This window comes from Pseudomonas arabinosi (assembly GCF_047758675.1).
In the GTDB taxonomy this organism is placed as follows: Bacteria; Pseudomonadota; Gammaproteobacteria; order Pseudomonadales; family Pseudomonadaceae; genus Aquipseudomonas; species Aquipseudomonas arabinosi.
On record NZ_CP180480.1, the window covers coordinates 2,610,614 to 2,629,494 of the forward strand.

Consider the following 18,881-nt stretch of genomic DNA (forward strand, 5'->3'; position numbering starts at 1 on the left):
TCCACGCACAAGGAGTGCGCTATGCACCGCTATGCTCAGAAACTGCACCACCTGCTCCGGAGTCTGCTGCTTTTGTCCCTGATTACCGCAACAAGCGCCCAAGCGGCGGAAAAGATCGACTTGATCATCGACACCGATCCGGGTGCCGACGACGTGGTTGCCTTGCTGTTTGCCCTGGCATCGCCGCAAGAGCTGAACATTCGTGCGCTGACCACCGTCGCCGGCAATGTGCGTCTGGACAAGACTTCGCGTAATGCGCGACTGGCCCGCGAGTGGGCAGGGCGCGAGGAGGTGCCGGTCTACGCGGGCGCTCCGAAGCCGCTGATGCGCACGCCGATCTATGCCGAGAACATCCATGGTAAGGAAGGCCTTTCGGGTGTCACCGTGCATGAGCCGAAGAAAGGCCTGGCCCAGGGCAATGCGGTCAATTACCTGATCGACACCTTGAAAGCCGCCAAGCCCCACAGCATCACCATCGCCATGCTCGGTCCGCAGACCAATCTGGCTTTGGCGCTGATCCAGGAACCTGAAATCGTTCAGGGCATCAAGGAAGTGGTGATCATGGGCGGTGCGCACTTCAATGGCGGCAACATCACCCCGGTGGCGGAGTTCAACCTGTTCGCCGACCCGCAGGCTGCGGAAGTGGTATTGAAAAGCGGCGTGAAGCTGACCTACCTGCCGCTGGACGTGACCCACAAGATCCTCACCAGTGAAGCGCGCCTGAAGCAGATCGCAGCGATCAACAACAATGCCAGCAAACTGGTGGGCGATATTCTCAATGAATACGTCAAAGGTGACATGGAGCACTACGGCATTCCGGGTGGCCCGGTGCATGACGCTACTGTCATCGCCTATCTGCTCAAGCCTGAGTTGTTCACCGGTCGCTCAGTCAACGTAGTCGTTGATAGCCGCGAAGGCCCGACATTCGGCCAAACCATCGTCGACTGGTATGACGGCCTGAAAGCGCCGAAGAACGCTTTCTGGGTCGAAAGTGGTGATGCCCAGGGTTTCTTTGATCTTCTGACTGAAAGGCTGGCTCGCCTGAAGTAAGCTTCAAACCCGCAGGTGCCAGCCTGCGGGTTTCACTCCCTTTCGTTTTATTCCGCGCCCTTGTAGTCAGCCGGATACTTCTCGAATACCTGCGCGATGAAGGATTGTGCAGCTTCGGTTCCCAGTTCCTTGACCAATAGATCGATACCAATGATTGCCAACTCTTCCGGGCTACCCGGGCTGTAAGAGCTGTGGCCCTGTGGCCACTTGGCTTTGATGTCGGCGTCGATACTTACGGTGGTCATGATGGCGCTCGTGAAGTCGGGAAAGGCTGAGTGTCGAGTTAACCATTTTGCGCGGCTTTTGGCACTCCGACTTAGGCATGAGGGGAGGGCTATGCGACACTTGGTCTTTGACGAATTTTCAAGGACTGTGCTGTGCAAATCGATTTGAACACTCCTGACGGCTTGACCCTTGAGGCGGTGCGTCAGCTGCTGGCCTCTGCCAGCGACGATGAGCACACTCAATTGCGAGTCACCAAGGGCGGCATCGCCTACATTTCCTCAGGCGTTGTGGGCGGTACTGATATCAGCGGGCTGTTGTTTCGTCTGGAGACGTGGGCCAAGGGTTCCGGTTATGTCGGATTGGTCGCGGCCAGTGACGAGGTCTGGGTCATGCAGATTTTCAATGCGCTGAAAGAGAACTGGCCGAATCCGCCGTTCGACTACATTGACGTCTATTGAACGCTGTTCATATTCAGTCACGATTGAGTGGTAAACGGCAGGGCGATGCTCAGGCAAACTCGCCGCGTGTCCGGATCAAGGGCAGGGTGCTAGCACCCCCCGTGAAACAAAACGCCAGATTGGCGGTCGCACGATCTCAGCTTAACTATTGAAAAAAGGAGGCTTCATGCCTTGGAAGCTCGCGTCATTGGGTACTTTGTTGGCCGTTGCCATGCTGGCCGGTTGCAGCACTCCCTCCACCGAGTCGACAACAGATCCTGTCACCACGACTGACACGGGTCACAGCCGTTGTGAGGCAAAGGCTGCCGAATTCACCATTGGCAAAAAGGCTTCGCCTGAACTGCTGGAGCAGGCGCGTACTCGCGCAGGTGCGCAGAATGCACGGTTCCTCTTGCCCACCGACATGGTGACCCTGGAGTACCGCTCCGATCGCCTGAACCTGAATACCGATGCCAATCGAGTCGTCACCCGCGTCAACTGCGGCTGATCGCTCAAGGCTTTTGTTTCGCCCATAAAAAACCCCGTCACGTGGACGGGGTTTTTTTAGTGCGGCTGAAAATTACTCAGCGCGGACTTGTGCAGCTTGCATACCCTTTTGGCCTTTCTCAGCCACGAAGGAAACGGTCTGGCCTTCTTTCAGGCTTTTGAAACCGTCGCTTTCGATAGCTTTGAAGTGTACGAACAGGTCGTCACCGCCACCTTGAGGAGTGATGAAGCCGAAGCCTTTTTCATCGTTGAACCATTTAACGGTGCCGGTTTGGCGATTAGACATGGTGTATCTCCAAGAAACATATATTTTCAGTAGTGCTGTGCTGCTCAGGCCAACTGGGCACACCGGGGTATCATAGTCGAAATGTTCGCTTTGGGAGCCCCCCGGACGTGCTGTTTGCCCTACAGTCGCGTTTCGTTTGCTGCTTTGTTTGGCTGCAAGCCCCGTTTTAAAAGGCTTTCAGCCAAAAGTAAAGACAATAAAAAAACCTGTAAAACCTGCATAAATTGTACGAAAAGGCGATTTTCAGAGGCTTTTTACTGTCGTGGCAGGCGCAAAAAGCGCTCTGCCGGGCTTATTTTTTCGCTTTGTTATCGGCTTTGCACGACGAGATTTGGGTCAGTGCTTTTTGTTTCAGGGCATCACTGGCGGTGTTGTCCATCAGGGACTGGATGTCTTTGGCAGGGTACGATTTGATGGCATCGGCGCCGCAAGCGCAGTGAGCCTTCGCTGCTGCAGCACCGATCTGCGGGGTGGCCGCTTCTGTGCACTGAGCCATATATTTCTCGCGTTCGCCCTTCGGCCAATCGGCATGGGCGGCCAGTGGCAGCAGCAAAACGATAGGGGCGACTACTGCGAATAAACGTTTCAGATGCATGCTGGGATGCTCCTTGTGGGTCAATGTCTTGTTATCTGAGGGGTAAAGCAGCGTTCTAGTTCAGCACTCTGGCATAAAATTGCCCGATTTGCCCCAAGACAAAGCCTCGGTGCATCGACGACCGTTCATCTGTGCTAGCATGCCTGGCTCGGGCGTTTGCAGGCTCCGGATGACCTCAGTCCCGGTAGCGGTAAATGTGCGAATAACCCTGATTTGAATCCCAGTCACTCTGGTTCGGTTTTCCGGTTGGCCGCAAGGCTCCTGCCGCTGTAAGGCAGGCGTTCGTCATTGAATGGCCTGGATCGGATCTTGTACTGGCTCATCCCAACCCACGTGACCTTTGGTAGGGGTCACCACTAGGAGAGGAGGCGCCATGCCAACTATTACTCTTCCCGACGGCAGTCAACGTTCATTCGATCACCCGGTATCCGTAGCCGAGGTCGCCGCATCCATTGGTGCAGGTCTGGCCAAAGCCACCGTGGCCGGCAAGGTCGATGGCAAGCTGGTCGACGCCAGCGACATCATCGGCAGCGACGCTACGCTGCAAATCATTACGCCAAAGGATGAAGAGGGGCTGGAGATCATTCGCCACTCTTGCGCCCACCTGGTTGGCCATGCGGTCAAGCAGCTGTACCCGACGGCCAAAATGGTTATCGGCCCGGTTATCGACGAAGGCTTCTATTACGACATCGCCTTCGAACGTCCTTTCACTCCGGACGACCTGGCCGCCATCGAACAGCGCATGCAGCAGCTGATCGAAAAAGATTACGACGTGATCAAGAAAGTCACTCCGCGCGCCGAAGTGATCGAAGTGTTCAAGGCCCGCGGCGAAGACTACAAACTGCGCTTGGTCGAGGACATGCCGAACGAACAGGCCATGGGTCTGTACTATCACGAAGAATACGTCGACATGTGCCGCGGTCCGCACGTGCCGAACACGCGCTTCCTTAAATCCTTCAAACTGACCAAGTTGTCCGGCGCCTACTGGCGTGGCGATGCCAAGAACGAGCAATTGCAGCGCGTTTACGGCACCGCATGGGCAGACAAGAAGCAGCTGGCAGCTTACATCCAGCGCATCGAAGAAGCTGAGAAGCGCGATCACCGCAAGATCGGCAAGCGTCTGGGCCTGTTCCACACCCAGGAAGAGTCGCCGGGCATGGTGTTCTGGCACCCGAACGGCTGGACTCTGTACCAGGTGCTCGAGCAATACATGCGCAAGGTTCAACGCGACAACGGTTACCTGGAGATCAAAACTCCGCAGGTCGTTGACCGTAGTCTGTGGGAGAAGTCCGGGCACTGGGCCAACTACGCCGACAACATGTTCACCACGCAGTCGGAAAACCGCGACTACGCCATCAAGCCAATGAACTGCCCTTGCCACGTGCAAGTGTTCAACCAAGGCCTGAAAAGCTACCGCGAATTGCCGATGCGTCTAGCCGAATTCGGTGCTTGCCACCGTAATGAGCCATCAGGTGCGCTGCACGGCATCATGCGTGTGCGTGCGTTCACTCAGGACGACGCCCACATCTTCTGTACTGAAGAGCAGATGCAGGCCGAATCCGCTGCGTTCATCAAGCTGACCATGGACGTTTATGCCGACTTCGGCTTTAAAGACGTTGAGATGAAGCTGTCCACTCGTCCGGAAAAACGCGTTGGTTCCGACGAACTGTGGGATCGCGCCGAAGCGGCCCTGGCTGCAGCCCTTGATAGTGCTGGCTTGCCGTATGATCTGCAGCCGGGTGAGGGTGCGTTCTACGGTCCGAAGATCGAGTTCTCGCTAAAAGATTGCCTTGGTCGGGTCTGGCAGTGTGGTACCCTTCAGCTCGATTTTAACCTGCCTGTCCGTCTGGGAGCCGAATACGTCTCTGAAGACAACAGTCGCAAGCACCCGGTGATGTTGCACCGGGCGATCCTTGGCTCCTTCGAACGTTTCGTCGGAATCCTGATCGAGCACTACGAGGGTGCATTCCCTGCGTGGCTGGCTCCGACCCAGGCAGTGATCATGAATATCACTGATAAACAGGCTGATTTCGCCGCTGAGGTTGAAAAAACCCTCAACGAAAGCGGATTTCGTGCCAAGTCTGACTTGAGAAATGAAAAGATCGGCTTTAAAATCCGCGAGCATACTTTGCTCAAGGTTCCTTATCTCTTGGTTATCGGAGATCGGGAAGTCGAGATGCAGACTGTCGCTGTGCGTACTCGTGAAGGTGCTGACCTGGGCTCGATGCCCGTCGCCCAGTTCGCCGAGTTCCTCGCTCAAGCGGTTTCCCGGCGTGGTCGCCCAGATTCGGAGTAATTACTATTAAGCGTGAAATGAGACAAGATAAACGAGCTGCACCGAAGGCCCCGATCAACGAGAATATCTCGGCACGCGAGGTTCGGTTAATTGGGGCTGAAGGTGAACAGCTTGGGATTGTGTCAATTGAAGACGCGCTTCTTAAGGCTGAAGAGGCCAAACTGGATCTGGTGGAAATTTCCGCCGATGCAGTACCCCCTGTTTGCAAACTGATGGACTACGGCAAATCGATCTTCGAAAAGAAGAAGCAGATTGCCGCGGCCAAGAAAAACCAGAAGCAGATTCAGGTTAAAGAAATCAAGTTTCGTCCAGGGACGGAGGAAGGGGATTACCAGGTAAAACTGCGCAACCTGGTACGTTTCCTGAGTGATGGGGACAGGGCCAAGGTATCCTTGCGATTCCGCGGCCGTGAGATGGCCCACCAGGAGCTGGGGATGGAACTCCTCAAGCGAGTTGAAGGTGACTTGCTCGAGTACGGTTCGGTCGAACAGCATCCTAAGATGGAAGGACGCCAGCTGATCATGGTCATCGCCCCGAAAAAGAAGAAGTAATCAATAGGGCACGGCAGGCCTTCTGATTATGTTTATCAACTGAATGCGGAGTATCCGAACATGCCAAAAATGAAAACTAAAAGTGGTGCTGCTAAGCGGTTTCTGAAAACTGCTAACGGTATCAAGCACAAGCACGCTTTCAAGAGCCACATCCTGACTAAAATGTCGACCAAGCGTAAGCGTCAACTGCGCGGTAGCAGCTTGCTGGCACCGTGTGACGTGGCAAAAGTCGAGCGCATGCTGCGCCTTCGTTAATTTAGTCAAGAATAGAGGAAGTAACTCATGGCTCGTGTAAAGCGTGGCGTCATTGCCCGTAAACGTCACAAAAAAATTCTGAAACTTGCTAAAGGCTACTACGGCGCTCGCTCGCGCGTATTCCGTGTTGCCAAGCAAGCGGTAATCAAGGCAGGCCAATACGCCTACCGTGACCGTCGTCAGAAAAAACGTCAGTTCCGCGCTCTGTGGATCGCTCGTATCAACGCTGGTGCACGTATCAACGGTCTGTCCTACAGCCGTTTCATCGCCGGCCTGAAAAAAGCGTCCATCGAGATCGACCGTAAGGTTCTGGCTGATCTGGCAGTGAACGAAAAAGCGGCGTTTGCTGCGATTGTCGAGAAAGCTAAAGCCACCTTGGCTTAAGTACCCCCGACAGTCACCCGGCCTCACCTCTGTGGGGTCTGGTGTTAAACGTCATAAATAGGGGAAGAGCCTTCAAGCTCTTCCCCTATTTTGTATCTGGAGTCTGTACATGGAAAACCTGGATGCGCTCGTCTCTCAAGCTCTAGAGGCTGTGCAAAGCGCTGAAGATATCAATGCCCTGGAGCAAATCCGGGTTCACTACCTTGGCAAAAAGGGCGAATTGACTCAGGTGATGAAGACCCTGGGGAATTTGCCGGCAGAAGAGCGTCCGCAAGTCGGCGCCCTGATCAACGTTGCCAAGGAGCGTGTCACAGAGGTTCTCAATGCGCGCAAGGCACTGTTTGAAGAGGCCGACCTGGCCGCCAAACTGTCCGCCGAGTCCATTGACGTGACCCTGCCTGGCCGCGGTCAGACCTCGGGTGGTCTGCATCCGGTTACTCGCACTCTGGAACGTATCGAGCAGTTCTTCACTCACATCGGCTACGGCATTGCCGAAGGCCCTGAGGTCGAAGACGACTATCACAACTTCGAAGCGCTCAACATCCCAGGCCATCACCCGGCCCGGTCGATGCATGACACCTTCTATTTCAATGCCAACATGTTGCTGCGCACCCATACCTCGCCGGTACAGGTCCGCACCATGGAATCGAAACAGCCGCCGATCCGCATCGTCTGCCCAGGCCGTGTGTACCGTAGCGACTCCGATATCACCCACTCCCCGATGTTCCACCAGGTCGAAGGCCTGTTGGTCGACCGCGATATCAACTTCGCCGACCTGAAAGGGACCATCGAAGAGTTCCTGCGCGTGTTCTTCGAAAAAGAACTGGCCGTGCGTTTCCGCCCTTCGTACTTCCCGTTCACCGAGCCGTCTGCTGAAGTCGACATGGAATGCGTGATGTGCAGCGGTAAGGGCTGCCGTGTCTGCAAACAGACTGGCTGGCTGGAAGTGATGGGCTGCGGCATGGTTCACCCGAATGTGCTGCGCATGTCCGGGATCGACCCGGAAGAGTTTTCGGGCTTTGCCTTCGGCATGGGCGTTGAACGTCTGGCCATGCTGCGTTACGGCGTGAACGACTTGCGTCTGTTCTTCGACAACGACTTGCGGTTCCTCGCGCAATTTCGCTAGTCGTAACGAATTCTTAGGAGAGCAGGATGAAATTCAGTGAACAATGGCTGCGTGGCTGGGTAAGCCCGCAGGTAAGTCGTGACGAGCTGGTTGCTCGTCTGTCGATGGCCGGTCTTGAGGTCGATAGCGTTACGCTGGCCGCCGGCGAATTCACCGGTGTGGTGGTGGGCGAGGTGCTGAGCACCGAACAGCACCCGGACGCTGACAAGTTGCGTGTTTGCCAGGTCAGCAATGGCTCGGAGACCTTTCAGGTCGTTTGCGGTGCGCCTAACGTGCGTCCGGGCCTGAAGATCCCGTTCGCCATGATCGGTGCCGAACTGCCAGGCGATTTCAAAATCAAGAAAGCCAAGCTGCGTGGCGTTGAGTCCAACGGCATGTTGTGCTCGCAAGTCGAACTGCAAGTCGGCGAAAACAACGATGGGCTGATGGAATTGCCGGCCGATGCGCCGGTCGGTCAGGACATTCGTGAGTACCTGAGCCTGGACGACGCCAGCATCGAGGTCGACCTGACCCCGAACCGCGGCGACTGCCTGTCCTTGGCCGGTCTGGCCCGTGAAGTCGGCGCGCTTTACGACGCTGTCGTCACCCGTCCGGTGGTTGCTGTCGTGCCAGCCGTGCACGACGAAGTGCGTTCGATCGAAGTGCTGGCGCCAGCCGCTTGCCCGCGTTACCTGGGTCGTGTGATCCGTAACGTTGACTTGTCCAAACCAACTCCGCTGTGGATGGTCGAGCGCCTGCGTCGTGGTGACGTGCGCAGCATCGATGCTGCCGTCGACATCACCAACTACGTGATGCTGGAACTGGGTCAACCGCTGCATGCGTTCGATCTCGCCGAAATCAATGGCGGCATCCGCGTGCGCATGGCTGAAGAAGGCGAGAAACTGGTATTGCTCGACGGTCAGGAAGTCAGCCTGCGTAGCGATACGCTGGTGATTGCTGACCACACCCGCGCTCTGGCCATCGCCGGCGTGATGGGCGGTGAGCACAGCGGCGTCAACACCGCGACGACTCGCGACGTGTTTCTGGAAAGCGCGTTCTTCGACCAGATTGCTGTCGCTGGCAAGGCCCGCTCCTATGGTCTGCACACCGATGCCTCGCACCGCTACGAGCGTGGCGTGGACTGGCAACTGGCTCGTGAAGCCATGGAGCGCGCCACCGGCCTGCTGCTGGAAATCACTGGCGGCGAAGCTGGCCCGATCATCGAAACCGTCAGCGAGCAGCACCTGCCGTCGATTGCGCCAGTGACTCTGCGTGCGCAACGCATCACTCAGATGCTGGGTATGGGAATGGACCCGGCCGAAGTCGAGCGACTGCTCAGCGGCTTGGGTCTGAAGATTTCTGCCGATGGGGCAGGGCAGTGGCGCGTTGAAGTTCCAAGCCATCGCTTCGACATCAGTCTGGAAGTCGATCTGATCGAAGAGCTGGCTCGTCTGTATGGTTACAACCGTCTGCCGGTTCGCTACCCGCAAGCTCGTCTGGCGCCGCAGGCCAAGGCTGAAGCGCGTAGCGATCTGCCTGAGCTGCGTCGTCTACTGGTGGCTCGTGGTTATCAAGAAGCGATTACCTACAGCTTCATCGATCCGAAACAGTTTGAGCTGTTTAATCCAGGTGTCGAACCGCTGTTGTTGGCCAACCCGATTTCGAACGACATGGCCGCCATGCGTTCGTCTTTGTGGCCAGGCCTGGTCAAGGCGCTTCAGCACAACCTGAACCGTCAACAGGATCGCGTTCGTTTGTTCGAAAGCGGCTTGCGTTTTGTCGGTCAGCTGGAAGGCCTGAAGCAAGAGCCGATGCTGGCGGGAGTTGTTTGCGGTAGCCGCCTGCCGGAAGGCTGGGCACAAGGTCGCGATGTCGTGGACTTCTTCGATGTCAAAGCCGACGTAGAAGCAGTGCTGGGCTTTGCAGGTGCACTGGATTCGTTCACTTTTGTACCGGGCAAACACCCTGCGTTGCACCCGGGTCAAACCGCGCGCATCGAACGTGAAGGTCGCTTGGTCGGTTTCGTCGGTGCTATCCACCCTGAATTGTCGAAAACTCTCGGTCTCGACCGTCCGGTCTTCGTATTCGAGCTGGCTTTGGCCGAAGTGGCGTTGGGCAAAATGCCTAAATTCCAGGAGTTATCGCGCTTTCCTGAGGTACGTCGTGATCTTGCACTAATCGCCGAAAAAGACGTCTCAGCCAGTGCTGTACTGGACGTAATCCGTGAAAATGCAGGCGAATGGCTGACAGACCTAAGGCTATTTGACGTGTATCAGGGTAAAGGCATTGATCCTGATAGAAAAAGCCTTGCCGTCGGCTTGACCTGGCAGCATCCATCGCGCACTCTTAATGACGATGAGGTGAATACCACGACGCAAAACATCCTCACCTCGCTCGAACAAAGGTTGAACGCCACGTTAAGGAAGTGACGTATGGGGGCTCTGACGAAAGCTGAGATGGCGGAACGTCTGTATGAAGAGCTGGGCCTGAATAAACGGGAGGCCAAGGAATTGGTCGAACTGTTTTTTGAGGAAATCAGGCACGCTCTTGAAGACAACGAACAAGTCAAATTGTCCGGTTTCGGCAATTTCGACCTTCGGGACAAACGCCAGCGGCCTGGCCGCAATCCGAAAACGGGTGAAGAAATCCCGATCACGGCTCGCCGTGTGGTCACCTTTCGTCCAGGGCAGAAGTTGAAGGCCCGAGTTGAGGCTTATGCTGGAACCAAGTCATAACGACGAGCTACCCGTCATCCCTGGCAAACGCTACTTCACCATTGGTGAAGTCAGCGAGCTGTGTGCGGTAAAACCACACGTGCTGCGCTACTGGGAGCAGGAGTTTCCTCAACTCAACCCCGTCAAACGCCGCGGAAACCGCCGGTATTATCAGCGACAAGACGTGCTGATGATCCGGCAAATCCGCGCGCTTCTTTACGATCAGGGGTTCACCATCGGCGGCGCACGCCTGCGTTTGTCCGGCGATGAAGCCAAAGACGACACCACTCAATACAAGCAAATGATTCGGCAGATGATCGCTGAATTGGAAGATGTTCTGGTTGTGCTCAAGAAATAATTTCCTGCTTTTAAATACTTCCAGTTTTCAAAAGCTTGCGATATATTCTTGAACGTTCTTCGAGAAGAGGAACGGGTTTCACGCCTAGTCGGGGCGTAGCGCAGTCCGGTAGCGCACTAGCATGGGGTGCTAGGGGTCGAGTGTTCGAATCACTCCGTCCCGACCATATTTACTGAAGAAAATCAGGCACTTAAGCCGATCAGATAGATCGGCTTTTTTGTGTCTGCGCAAAACCCGCGCAAAACTAACCGGTGATTTCGCTGATATTCAGGTCCGGAACTGCCTCGGACCAGACGATTTCCTCGTGGTCCCGTTGGTAGTTTTTGGTCATGTCCTCGCTCGCATGGCCAGCAATTTTCTGCCCATCCTTTCCCGACAATGACGGAGACATCTTCGCCCGCACCTTACGGGGTGAGGCCCAATGCCACCTGTGGACGCCTCAAGCTCACAGGTTCATCCTTGCCACCTGTGAAAAGACCGGGACAGTTGAATGAATGGTTTGTGGGCGAAGGCTCTGTTTGCTGGAATGTTTCTTTCGTTAAGCGCGGCCAGCTTTGCTGGTCAGGAAAGCGATCTCTATTCAAACCTTGATGCTGGTAAGGCGCAGACCGTCGTAGCTTATGGTACGAGCTTGACGGCCTCTGGCGCGTGGGTGCAGCAGCTTGGGGATGATCTGAATCAGCGTTACCCAGGACGTGCCACGGTTATAAATAGTGGCAAGGGTTCGATGTGGTCGGGATGGGGTGTTGAAAATCTCGAAAGTCGAGTTATCTCCAAAAGCCCGGATACGGTGTTTATCGAATTCGCGATCAACGACGCTTTCCTTCCCCACAAAACCACCGTCGAACAAGCGCGGAAAAACCTCGAGTTAATGATTGACCGGATCAAGGCTGCCAAGTCATCGACGGAGATCATTTTAATGGTGACGAATCCAGTGATTGGAGGCTCTGCAGTGCAGAGACCGAAGTTAAGGGATTACTTCCAAATGTACCGGGATGTCGCAAAAGCCAGGGGGCTTCGTCTGATCGACAATTATCCAAGGTGGGAGGCGGTCTTGAAATCAAATCCCGACCTGTTTAATCAGTATGTTGCGGACGGATTGCACCCGAATGCTGATGGATATCGCGCAGTGGTAATCCCGTCATTGATTGAAAATTTGAGTGGTGCCTCACCAAATTGACCTGAACATAGATGAAAAACCCGATTCGACGGGTTTTTTTTTCGCCTGGAAACCTGTCGGCTTTTACAGAATGTTCAGCGGGTAACTGATGATCACTCTGTAATTGTCGATGTCCCGTTGCGTGGACACTTCGCTGCGCAGTGAGGCGTGCCGCAGAGCAATGCTCAGATCTTTCAGCGGTCCTTGCTGAACGTTTCGCGAGAGAGCCAGCAGCTTGAAGTTCGATCCTTTGCCTTAAACCCGATATACCCTCATTGCCGGGCGATGAGGGAAAAAGCCCTGAGAGCTCCAGCGTCGGGCTTTTTCACGGTTACCCCTACTTCCCCCACCCCACACAAAACCACTGGATCCGGGTGGAAACTGCACGATATCCATACGGCTTTACACCCCCGCATTTGATGGCTTTCTCGAGCCCAGTGCGCTGGCCGGCCGGAGGGCAGCTTCTTCCCGCTTGAGAACTGACTGGTCTCCATCGCTACTGGGTCATGGGCATTCACCACGGAAACCCTCTATTCAGTTTTTAGTGCTGATACAAATGTAGCCAGCGAAGGATCTTTTTCAGCATTTTGCTTGTGCCTGCCGATGAAAATCCACTCGTCCTCTGTCCAAAGAATTCGTGTTGTTTTAGGTGCTTTGCAGTCAAAAACAACCTGATAGATTTTTGTTTCTCGCTGCTGGACGACGACGCATTGCTCAAGGCAAACCAACAATCGCTGCCCGGGCTCCAGTGTTGGTGCATTGAGCGGGACACACATCTTAATTTCTGTTTTTCGCATGATGACTTTCGTCCTTAAAATTCAGAAACCGTACGCGGTAAATCAAAAGCAAAGGCGATCCGTTGCGGCGAGGACTCATCTCATGTCTTTGAACATGACGTCATATGTGCACTTCAAGGTGTCATCATCACGGAGAAGTAAGTCACTTTGAACCCGTACAGGCAATTACCTCCAAGGGGTGGAACTGATAGCTCATTGCTGATCGTGAGAGTTTTTTGGATTCGGTTTTGTTCTCGATCTGGCCGTCAGAGCCTTTTATCACTTGATGCTTACCCGCTTTCAAAGACAAAGCATTGGGGCGGGGGCGCTCGGGCCGGCGTACCTCAAGGGGTTCGGTGGTTCTGCTCATGACTAGCCTCCGAGGGTTCATATGTGCATAATATTATCATGCAGTGATAATAGGAAGGCAATCTGCTCGACCTTGCCTCAGGCAGGAGCGGCGTCTTTTGCTCAACTGCCGGGAGGCAACATCGCGCATGAGACCAGAAAGATGTGAGCGCTTGGAGAGCTGCATGAAACGTGAGGACGTAAAAATCAAACACGCTGAAGGCATTCAGTTTGACACCCATTTGATTGCCAATCCGGCCAACACTCAGGAGTGGATCGCCTTCTTTAAAAAGGAAGCAGGAAGAAGCTTTTTCCTGGTCAATGACAACGAAGAAATTGAACCCTTCCGACACCTTGATGATTTGATTCATGAGCTTCGTGAAATCGGCATCAAGGTAGCTGAAATTCATTTTTGAATTCTTTTTCCTTGGAGTGCTGCCATGTCTGTCAGGGTCGAACATCTGTCTAGTCAGAGTGAAGATCTATGGTCCGTGTATGTAGGTGCCCGGCGAATTCAGTTCCGCAATGAGCAGGGTGCAAAGGACTACGCGGCAAAGCTCAAAGAGCGTATAGAAGCTCCACATATATACCCGTATGCAGTGCCGGCAACCGGTGACAGAAACTGTAGTAAGTAATTAAATGTGTTGCCCTCGTTTTATTCTAAAGATTGAAACATAACAAAAATAACAAGATTCCCTGCTTGAGGGTGATGCATGAGTCGACGAGTTATAAGTAAAAATCTTTGAGCTTATGTCGAATCTATTCGACAAATGAATGCCCGTTCATTCGGTATCTGGAGTCGAAGGTCCTGGTGCCACGCTCGGTGATGTCGGGCATGGTTTACCACGATGAGCCGCAGGTCCTTCATTATGGAAACCCTGGTGAAGGTCTGAATTTGAAACCGGGAATGATTTTCACTATTGAGCCAATGCTCAATGCTGGAAAGCACGATGTACGAACGCATGGTGATGGCTGAACGGTGATCACCAAGGACCTTTCGCTCTCGGCCCAGTGGGTGTTGCCGCTGACCGAAAACTGACCCAGTAAAGGCTGTTCTGCCGACTGAAAACTGACCCAGGTGTTCAATTGCTTCTGCTCACTTTTCGAGCAGGAGAACACAGGGTGATCAGCATGGAAATGTTGGGAAAAATCCGGCGGATGTACTTCCGCGACAAGCTCTCGCTGCATCAGATAGCCAAGCGTACCGGGCTGTCGAGAAACACCATTCGAAAATGGGTCAGAGCACCCGAAGCCACTCAGCCGGCGTACCAACGGTGCGCAACCTTCAACAAACTCAGTCCATTTCACGAGACGCTTGAGCAGGCGCTCAAGGCCGATTCGTTTCGGGCAAAGCACAACCGCAGAAGTGCCAAAGCACTCTTCGAACAGATCAAGGCCGAGGGGTACGACGGCGGCTACAGCCAGCTCACCGCCTTCATACGCACGTGGCGCGGCCAGCAAGGCAAGTCTTTACGGGCCTTTGTGCCGCTGACCTTTGCACTCGGCGAGGCCTTTCAATTCGACTGGAGCGAAGAAGGTCTGCTGATCGGCGGCCTGTTCCGACGCATCCAGGTCTCCCATATGAAGCTGTGCGCCAGTCGCGCATTTTGGTTGGTTGCGTATCCCAGCCAAGGCCACGAGATGTTGTTCGATGCCCATACCCGCTCTTTTGGCGCGTTAGGTGGGGTGCCGCGTCGTGGCATCTACGACAACATGAAAACGGCTGTCGACAAGGTCAACAAGGGTAAAGGCCGCACGGTCAATGCCCGGTTTGCGGTCATGTGTGCGCACTACCTATTCGATCCGGACTTCTGCAACGTGGCCTCCGGCTGGGAAAAAGGCATCGTTGAAAAGAACGTCCAAGACAGCCGACGGCGCATCTGGCTCGATGCTCAAAACTGCATGTTCCACACCTTCGAGGAATTGAATGCCTGGCTCGGCCAACGCTGCCGTGCGCTCTGGGACGAACTGGTGCACCCGCAGTACAACGGGCTGACAGTGGCGGACGTCCTGGCGCTGGAACGCGCCGAATTGATGCCGATGCCGACTGCCTTTGATGGCTACGTCGAGCGCACCGTACGGGTCTCCAGCACATGCCTGATCAGCGTGGCGCGAAATCGCTACTCGGTGCCGTGTGAGCGGGTCGGTCAGTGGGTCAGCAGCCGTTTGTATCCCACGCGGGTGGTGGTCATCGCCGATGAAACGATGATTGCCAGTCACGAGCGCCTGTTTGATCGAGATCAGGTCAGTTTTGACTGGCAGCATTACATCCCGCTCATCGAACGCAAGCCCGGTGCGCTGCGCAATGGCGCTCCGTTTGCCGATCTGCCGAAGCCGTTGCAACTGCTAAAACGCGGTCTGAGGCGGCACACCAATGGTGATCGAGTCATGACGCAGGTACTGGCGGCTGTTCCCATCGCCGGGCTCGACGCCGTATTGGTGGCTGTGGAGTTGGTACTGGAATCAGGCAGCTTGAGTGCTGACCACATCCTGAATGTCCTGGCTCGACTGACATCGACAGCAGCCCCTCCGTCCGCCGAAACCAGCCTGCAACTCAAGATAGCGCCTGTCGCCAATACGGCACGCTACGACCGGCTCCGTACCACCGATGAGGAGACTCGCAATGCGTGATCTTAAGGCGGAACTCAAAGAACTGCGTCTGCATGGCATGGCCAGCGCCTGGGAAGAACTGGCCTCGCAAGGCGAAGCCTCAACGACCTCGTCGAAATGGCTGCTTGAGCATCTTCTCCAACAAGAACATGCGGATCGAGCGGTGCGCTCAGTGAACCACCAGATGAACATGGCCAAACTCCCCATGCATCGTGATTTGGCCGGTTTCGACTTCAGCGCTTCCAGCGCAGACGCCCGCCTGGTCAGGGATTTGTCCAGCCTGGAATTCACCGATACCGCGCAGAATGTCGTGTTCATCGGCGGGCCTGGTACAGGCAAAACACACCTCGCCACCGCCTTAGCCGTGTCCGGGATCACGACGCATCACAAACGCGTGCGCTTCTACTCCACGGTGGATCTGGTCAATCTGCTGGAGCGCGAAAAGTACGACGGCAAGACGGGCCGCATAGCTCAAGGGCTGTTACGAACAGACCTGGTGATACTCGATGAACTGGGGTATTTGCCCTTCAGTCAGAGCGGTGGTGCCCTGTTATTTCACTTGCTATCCAAGCTATACGAGCACACCAGCGTGGTGATCACCACCAACCTCAGCTTCTCGGAATGGTCGAGTGTATTTGGTGACGCCAAGATGACCACAGCGTTGCTGGATCGGCTGACACACCACTGCCACATCGTCGAAACGGGCAACGAGTCCTACCGCCTGCAACACAGCACTCTGGCCGCGCAGACAAAGATCAAATCACGTGAACGAAAGCGCAAGGACGAAGATGGTATCGAGGACGATGAGCTATTCTGATCAGCACCGAAAATACCCTGCCGCATGCCCACATGCGGTGGGGCTTAATGCCTCTTCCACCGGGACACGACTGCTAAGCTTATCCACAATTGCTGATGCAAAAATCAGCAATCCGCCCTGGGTCAATTTTCAATCGGCAGGGTGGGTCAGTTTTCAATCAGCGCCGACACTGATGGGTAAAGATCTATCCTCTTGGGTATTTTGATTTCGCTTCAATCAAGGAAGGTCGGTAGGCGTGGCGCACGATATAAAACGCCAGCTCTGACTGAGCTGGCGATTACGTCTATCTAGTCGCGCAAGTAGGCCACCAAGGCGTCAGCGAAGGACTCAGTCGTTCCGGTTCCCCCCATATCCGGTGTTACCTGATCGCAGGCGGTTTTCAAAACAACGCGGATAGCGGTACGAATGCGTGTCCCTTTGTCCACCATGCCCAGATAATCAAGCATGTCCGCGGCAGCCAACAACAATGCACAAGGGTTCGCGATGTTCTTGCCAGCGATGTCCGGTGCCGAACCGTGGACCGCTTCGAAGATGGCCGCATCGGCGCCGATGTTAGACCCGGGCGCCAAGCCCAATCCACCCACCAGGCCTGCGCACAAGTCTGAAAGGATGTCACCAAACAGGTTGGTGGTGACAATGACATCGAATTGATGGGGATTCATTACCAACTGCATGCAGGCGTTATCGACGATCATTTCGTGGAATTCGATTTCCGGATAGTCCGCAGCGACCTCGCGCGCAACCTCAAGAAACAAACCGGAGCAAGACTTGATGATATTGGCCTTGTGCACCGCGGTAACTTTCTTGCGGCCTTTGCTACGAGCCAGCTCGAACGCGTATCGCACGATGCGTTCGGAGGCTGTGCGTGTTACGCGAATGCTCGCCAAAGCGACTTCGCCGTCTTCTGAAATACTCTGTCCTTCGGGTAAGTAAGCCCCCTCGGTATTTTCGCGCACTGTGATGATGTCGATATCTTCGAAGCGCGAACGGGTCCCTGGGAAACTGATCGCTGGTCGGACATTGGCGTAGAGATCGAAATGGCGGCGAAGGTGAACGTTGATCGATGAGAACCCGCGGCCAATCGGTGTCGTCAGAGGGCCTTTAAGTGCGATGCCATGTTTGGCGATCGTATCGATAGAGGCGGGTGGCATCAGCTGTCCATGTTGCTGCAACGCCTCCAGGCCGGCCTCAACGAAGTCGTAGCGAAGATTGCAGTCAAGGGCGTCGAGTACGCGTAGCGTCGCTTGCATGATCTCGGGGCCGATGCCGTCGCCCTTGATGATTGCGATTGTTCTGCTCATGGTCTCTTCCTTAACAGAGCTTTGTCACCCTGCTGTATTGATTGGGTCATTGAGACTGGTGTCACGAGTCTGCTGATAGGCATTGACTGACTGACGGCTTTCACCGCGCCAGTGTGCTGTGTTTCATCCTCCGCGCCGTGACTGCGCAGGTTATCGCGGATCAAATGACGGGCGTCCTGAGACGGGTGTCAGATCTCTCGCCGCACAGAACTACTCAAGGATGCTGCTGTTACGGGGCGAGCTACCGGATCAAGCGTGCTGTCACTGCTCCACCGAATATGCGCATAACATTAACATACAATGTTAATGTTATGCGGTGGGCGCGCTCAGCAAAAGCCATCGGCTCACTTTCGCATGACGCGGCGGACAAAAAGCCTGACGTCATCAACGGCAGGCACGATTGCCAGCGTCACCAGTACCATCGCGAGCGGTACCGTTGAGATGTAACCAATGTGCTTGAACCCAAATGCCCCCATCACGCCGCCGAAGAAAAAATTCAGCGCCAGCAGTATCAGTATTTTGAGCCGGGTCCGATTGGCGAGAACTTTTGGGTGTGTCGATGTGCTGGCGGCATTCCAGTAAAAGAGTTTTCCCAACTCAATTCCGATGTCCGTGATGATGCCGGTGATGTGTGTCGTTCGGATTTCGGCTTTTGAAATTTTGGTGATCACCGCGTTTTGTAGCCCCATGATGAAGCACAGGAGCATCACGGTGACTGACACGAACAAACCATCCACTGTGGATAGTTGAGCACCCAGAAAGCCAAAGCAGATAAGCAGAAAGGCCTCGACCAAAAGTGGAACTGCAAACTCACTGTGCATCCGTCTGCGTCGGGAGTAATTGACCATGACCGCAGAGCACGCAGCCCCAACCAGAAAAGACAACAATGCGCCGGCGCCACTAAGCACCAGGTCGTAGGCTCCCAGCACACTGTTGTCTGCCATCGAAGAGACGATGCCCGTCATGTGTGAGGTGTACTGATGCACTGCCAGGAAACCGCCAGCGTTGATTGCTCCCGCGACGAAGGCCAAGGCAAACCCAAGATGTCGGTTTGCGGCGGTGGTACGCCTTCGCCCGGTGAGGCTCCTGACATATTTGATCGGCATT

At 54.9% G+C, this 18,881-nt stretch carries 23 protein-coding genes, 1 tRNA gene and 2 pseudogenes; 17 read left to right on the forward strand and 9 right to left on the reverse strand.

All coding sequences use genetic code 11. From position 1 onward, the window contains the following. Nucleotides 1-21 precede the first annotated feature (21 nt). On the forward strand, nucleotides 22-1,050 hold the full coding sequence (locus tag ACMXYJ_RS12110) for a nucleoside hydrolase (protein ID WP_095128565.1): 1,029 nt from the start codon (nucleotides 22-24) through the stop codon (nucleotides 1,048-1,050). 47 nt (nucleotides 1,051-1,097) lie between these two features. Here ACMXYJ_RS12110 and ACMXYJ_RS12115 read toward each other — a convergent pair whose 3' ends face one another. Continuing rightward, nucleotides 1,098-1,295: a hypothetical protein gene (locus ACMXYJ_RS12115; RefSeq protein WP_415759995.1), complete on the reverse strand. Its 198-nt coding sequence runs from the start codon at nucleotides 1,293-1,295 to the stop codon at nucleotides 1,098-1,100. Between the two features lie 132 nt (nucleotides 1,296-1,427). Between ACMXYJ_RS12115 and ACMXYJ_RS12120 the strand changes: the two genes are divergently transcribed. Further along, nucleotides 1,428-1,733 (forward strand): hypothetical protein, encoded by a 306-nt coding sequence (locus ACMXYJ_RS12120; RefSeq protein WP_008145652.1) that lies wholly within the window; start codon nucleotides 1,428-1,430, stop codon nucleotides 1,731-1,733. 166 nt (nucleotides 1,734-1,899) lie between these two features. Beyond that, nucleotides 1,900-2,220 (forward strand): I78 family peptidase inhibitor, encoded by a 321-nt coding sequence (locus ACMXYJ_RS12125; RefSeq protein WP_415759996.1) that lies wholly within the window; start codon nucleotides 1,900-1,902, stop codon nucleotides 2,218-2,220. Between the two features lie 72 nt (nucleotides 2,221-2,292). On the opposite strand, the gene ACMXYJ_RS12130 is transcribed toward ACMXYJ_RS12125, so the two are convergent. Further along, nucleotides 2,293-2,505, reverse strand: a complete 213-nt coding sequence (locus ACMXYJ_RS12130; RefSeq protein ID WP_007905882.1) for a cold-shock protein — start codon at nucleotides 2,503-2,505, stop codon at nucleotides 2,293-2,295. A gap of 292 nt (nucleotides 2,506-2,797) precedes the next feature. Next, a complete protein-coding gene (locus tag ACMXYJ_RS12135; protein WP_347802706.1) occupies nucleotides 2,798-3,100 on the reverse strand; it encodes a hypothetical protein in 303 nt (100 codons plus the stop codon). Nucleotides 3,101-3,473: 373 nt separating this feature from the next. Between ACMXYJ_RS12135 and thrS the strand changes: the two genes are divergently transcribed. The 9 genes from thrS to ACMXYJ_RS12180 all read left to right on the forward strand — a co-directional run bounded on the left by thrS (nucleotide 3,474) and on the right by ACMXYJ_RS12180 (nucleotide 10,929). Beyond that, nucleotides 3,474-5,396, forward strand: coding sequence for a threonine--tRNA ligase (gene thrS / locus ACMXYJ_RS12140; protein ID WP_008145656.1), 1,923 nt, complete (start codon nucleotides 3,474-3,476; stop codon nucleotides 5,394-5,396). Continuing rightward, nucleotides 5,396-5,947 (forward strand): translation initiation factor IF-3, encoded by a 552-nt coding sequence (infC, locus tag ACMXYJ_RS12145; protein ID WP_169857083.1) that lies wholly within the window; start codon nucleotides 5,396-5,398, stop codon nucleotides 5,945-5,947. Before thrS ends, infC begins: the two co-directional genes overlap by 1 nt. A 60-nt stretch (nucleotides 5,948-6,007) precedes the next feature. Continuing rightward, nucleotides 6,008-6,202, forward strand: coding sequence for a 50S ribosomal protein L35 (rpmI, locus tag ACMXYJ_RS12150; protein ID WP_008145659.1), 195 nt, complete (start codon nucleotides 6,008-6,010; stop codon nucleotides 6,200-6,202). Nucleotides 6,203-6,229: 27 nt separating this feature from the next. Then, a complete protein-coding gene (gene rplT, locus ACMXYJ_RS12155) occupies nucleotides 6,230-6,586 on the forward strand; it encodes a 50S ribosomal protein L20 (RefSeq protein WP_007905879.1) in 357 nt (118 codons plus the stop codon). Nucleotides 6,587-6,695: 109 nt separating this feature from the next. Beyond that, nucleotides 6,696-7,712, forward strand: a complete 1,017-nt coding sequence (gene pheS, locus ACMXYJ_RS12160) for a phenylalanine--tRNA ligase subunit alpha (protein WP_007905876.1) — start codon at nucleotides 6,696-6,698, stop codon at nucleotides 7,710-7,712. 26 nt (nucleotides 7,713-7,738) lie between these two features. Next, a complete protein-coding gene (gene pheT, locus ACMXYJ_RS12165) occupies nucleotides 7,739-10,120 on the forward strand; it encodes a phenylalanine--tRNA ligase subunit beta (RefSeq protein WP_415759997.1) in 2,382 nt (793 codons plus the stop codon). 3 nt (nucleotides 10,121-10,123) lie between these two features. After that, nucleotides 10,124-10,426 carry an integration host factor subunit alpha gene (gene ihfA, locus ACMXYJ_RS12170; RefSeq protein WP_002553164.1) on the forward strand — a complete coding sequence of 101 codons (303 nt, stop codon included), beginning with the start codon at nucleotides 10,124-10,126 and terminating at the stop codon, nucleotides 10,424-10,426. Then, nucleotides 10,407-10,763 carry a MerR family transcriptional regulator gene (locus tag ACMXYJ_RS12175; RefSeq protein WP_003179985.1) on the forward strand — a complete coding sequence of 119 codons (357 nt, stop codon included), beginning with the start codon at nucleotides 10,407-10,409 and terminating at the stop codon, nucleotides 10,761-10,763. Before ihfA ends, ACMXYJ_RS12175 begins: the two co-directional genes overlap by 20 nt. 89 nt (nucleotides 10,764-10,852) lie before the next feature. Next, nucleotides 10,853-10,929: transfer RNA gene (locus ACMXYJ_RS12180), tRNA-Pro, on the forward strand. A 78-nt stretch (nucleotides 10,930-11,007) separates the two neighbouring features. Here ACMXYJ_RS12180 and ACMXYJ_RS12185 read toward each other — a convergent pair. After that, nucleotides 11,008-11,139, reverse strand: a pseudogene (locus tag ACMXYJ_RS12185) (integrase); the annotation flags it as partial. Nucleotides 11,140-11,253: 114 nt separating this feature from the next. Here ACMXYJ_RS12185 and ACMXYJ_RS12190 point away from each other — a divergent pair. Beyond that, entirely contained in the window at nucleotides 11,254-11,943 is a 690-nt protein-coding gene (locus ACMXYJ_RS12190) for an SGNH/GDSL hydrolase family protein (protein WP_415759998.1), read from the forward strand. Between the two features lie 63 nt (nucleotides 11,944-12,006). On the opposite strand, the gene ACMXYJ_RS12195 is transcribed toward ACMXYJ_RS12190, so the two are convergent. From ACMXYJ_RS12195 to ACMXYJ_RS12205, 3 genes are all read right to left on the reverse strand, one after another. Next, complete coding sequence (locus tag ACMXYJ_RS12195; protein ID WP_415760716.1) at nucleotides 12,007-12,156, reverse strand: OprD family outer membrane porin; 150 nt, start codon at nucleotides 12,154-12,156, stop codon at nucleotides 12,007-12,009. A gap of 296 nt (nucleotides 12,157-12,452) precedes the next feature. Beyond that, the gene (locus ACMXYJ_RS12200; RefSeq protein ID WP_415759999.1) at nucleotides 12,453-12,719 is read right to left on the reverse strand and encodes a hypothetical protein; all 267 of its coding nucleotides are present in this window, start codon (nucleotides 12,717-12,719) and stop codon (nucleotides 12,453-12,455) included. A gap of 142 nt (nucleotides 12,720-12,861) precedes the next feature. Further along, nucleotides 12,862-13,068, reverse strand: a complete 207-nt coding sequence (locus ACMXYJ_RS12205; protein ID WP_415760000.1) for a hypothetical protein — start codon at nucleotides 13,066-13,068, stop codon at nucleotides 12,862-12,864. A 163-nt stretch (nucleotides 13,069-13,231) separates the two neighbouring features. On the opposite strand from ACMXYJ_RS12205, the gene ACMXYJ_RS12210 reads away from it, so the two are divergent. The 4 genes and pseudogenes from ACMXYJ_RS12210 to istB all read left to right on the forward strand — a co-directional run bounded on the left by ACMXYJ_RS12210 (nucleotide 13,232) and on the right by istB (nucleotide 16,473). Next, the gene (locus ACMXYJ_RS12210; protein ID WP_045060682.1) at nucleotides 13,232-13,462 is read left to right on the forward strand and encodes a hypothetical protein; all 231 of its coding nucleotides are present in this window, start codon (nucleotides 13,232-13,234) and stop codon (nucleotides 13,460-13,462) included. Nucleotides 13,463-13,878: 416 nt separating this feature from the next. Then, a pseudogene (locus tag ACMXYJ_RS12215) lies at nucleotides 13,879-14,019 on the forward strand (M24 family metallopeptidase); the annotation flags it as partial. Nucleotides 14,020-14,177: 158 nt separating this feature from the next. Beyond that, complete coding sequence (gene istA / locus ACMXYJ_RS12220; RefSeq protein ID WP_415756578.1) at nucleotides 14,178-15,677, forward strand: IS21 family transposase; 1,500 nt, start codon at nucleotides 14,178-14,180, stop codon at nucleotides 15,675-15,677. Then, a complete protein-coding gene (istB, locus tag ACMXYJ_RS12225; RefSeq protein WP_415756579.1) occupies nucleotides 15,670-16,473 on the forward strand; it encodes an IS21-like element helper ATPase IstB in 804 nt (267 codons plus the stop codon). The genes istA and istB overlap by 8 nt, the downstream gene beginning before the upstream one ends. A gap of 287 nt (nucleotides 16,474-16,760) precedes the next feature. On the opposite strand, the gene ACMXYJ_RS12230 is transcribed toward istB, so the two are convergent. Together ACMXYJ_RS12230 and ACMXYJ_RS12235 are read right to left on the reverse strand one after the other, a co-directional pair. Then, nucleotides 16,761-17,774: an isocitrate dehydrogenase gene (locus tag ACMXYJ_RS12230; protein ID WP_046047633.1), complete on the reverse strand. Its 1,014-nt coding sequence runs from the start codon at nucleotides 17,772-17,774 to the stop codon at nucleotides 16,761-16,763. A gap of 344 nt (nucleotides 17,775-18,118) precedes the next feature. Then, nucleotides 18,119-18,880: a YoaK family protein gene (locus tag ACMXYJ_RS12235; RefSeq protein ID WP_415760002.1), complete on the reverse strand. Its 762-nt coding sequence runs from the start codon at nucleotides 18,878-18,880 to the stop codon at nucleotides 18,119-18,121. Nucleotide 18,881 lies beyond the last annotated feature (1 nt).

What these genes read in the sequence shown, in the direction of transcription:
- ACMXYJ_RS12110 (WP_095128565.1), top strand. Translation starts at nt 22, where the DNA reads ATGCACCGCTATGCTCAGAAACTGCACCACCTGCTCCGGAGTCTGCTG.
- ACMXYJ_RS12115 (WP_415759995.1), bottom strand. Translation starts at nt 1,295, where the DNA reads ATGACCACCGTAAGTATCGACGCCGACATCAAAGCCAAGTGGCCACAG.
- ACMXYJ_RS12125 (WP_415759996.1), top strand. Translation starts at nt 1,900, where the DNA reads ATGCCTTGGAAGCTCGCGTCATTGGGTACTTTGTTGGCCGTTGCCATG.
- ACMXYJ_RS12130 (WP_007905882.1), bottom strand. Translation starts at nt 2,505, where the DNA reads ATGTCTAATCGCCAAACCGGCACCGTTAAATGGTTCAACGATGAAAAA.
- ACMXYJ_RS12135 (WP_347802706.1), bottom strand. Translation starts at nt 3,100, where the DNA reads ATGCATCTGAAACGTTTATTCGCAGTAGTCGCCCCTATCGTTTTGCTG.
- thrS (WP_008145656.1), top strand. Translation starts at nt 3,474, where the DNA reads ATGCCAACTATTACTCTTCCCGACGGCAGTCAACGTTCATTCGATCAC.
- rpmI (WP_008145659.1), top strand. Translation starts at nt 6,008, where the DNA reads ATGCCAAAAATGAAAACTAAAAGTGGTGCTGCTAAGCGGTTTCTGAAA.
- rplT (WP_007905879.1), top strand. Translation starts at nt 6,230, where the DNA reads ATGGCTCGTGTAAAGCGTGGCGTCATTGCCCGTAAACGTCACAAAAAA.
- pheS (WP_007905876.1), top strand. Translation starts at nt 6,696, where the DNA reads ATGGAAAACCTGGATGCGCTCGTCTCTCAAGCTCTAGAGGCTGTGCAA.
- pheT (WP_415759997.1), top strand. Translation starts at nt 7,739, where the DNA reads ATGAAATTCAGTGAACAATGGCTGCGTGGCTGGGTAAGCCCGCAGGTA.
- ihfA (WP_002553164.1), top strand. Translation starts at nt 10,124, where the DNA reads ATGGGGGCTCTGACGAAAGCTGAGATGGCGGAACGTCTGTATGAAGAG.
- ACMXYJ_RS12175 (WP_003179985.1), top strand. Translation starts at nt 10,407, where the DNA reads ATGCTGGAACCAAGTCATAACGACGAGCTACCCGTCATCCCTGGCAAA.
- ACMXYJ_RS12190 (WP_415759998.1), top strand. Translation starts at nt 11,254, where the DNA reads ATGAATGGTTTGTGGGCGAAGGCTCTGTTTGCTGGAATGTTTCTTTCG.
- ACMXYJ_RS12200 (WP_415759999.1), bottom strand. Translation starts at nt 12,719, where the DNA reads ATGCGAAAAACAGAAATTAAGATGTGTGTCCCGCTCAATGCACCAACA.
- ACMXYJ_RS12205 (WP_415760000.1), bottom strand. Translation starts at nt 13,068, where the DNA reads ATGAGCAGAACCACCGAACCCCTTGAGGTACGCCGGCCCGAGCGCCCC.
- ACMXYJ_RS12210 (WP_045060682.1), top strand. Translation starts at nt 13,232, where the DNA reads ATGAAACGTGAGGACGTAAAAATCAAACACGCTGAAGGCATTCAGTTT.
- istA (WP_415756578.1), top strand. Translation starts at nt 14,178, where the DNA reads ATGGAAATGTTGGGAAAAATCCGGCGGATGTACTTCCGCGACAAGCTC.
- istB (WP_415756579.1), top strand. Translation starts at nt 15,670, where the DNA reads ATGCGTGATCTTAAGGCGGAACTCAAAGAACTGCGTCTGCATGGCATG.
- ACMXYJ_RS12230 (WP_046047633.1), bottom strand. Translation starts at nt 17,774, where the DNA reads ATGAGCAGAACAATCGCAATCATCAAGGGCGACGGCATCGGCCCCGAG.
- ACMXYJ_RS12235 (WP_415760002.1), bottom strand. Translation starts at nt 18,880, where the DNA reads ATGCCGATCAAATATGTCAGGAGCCTCACCGGGCGAAGGCGTACCACC.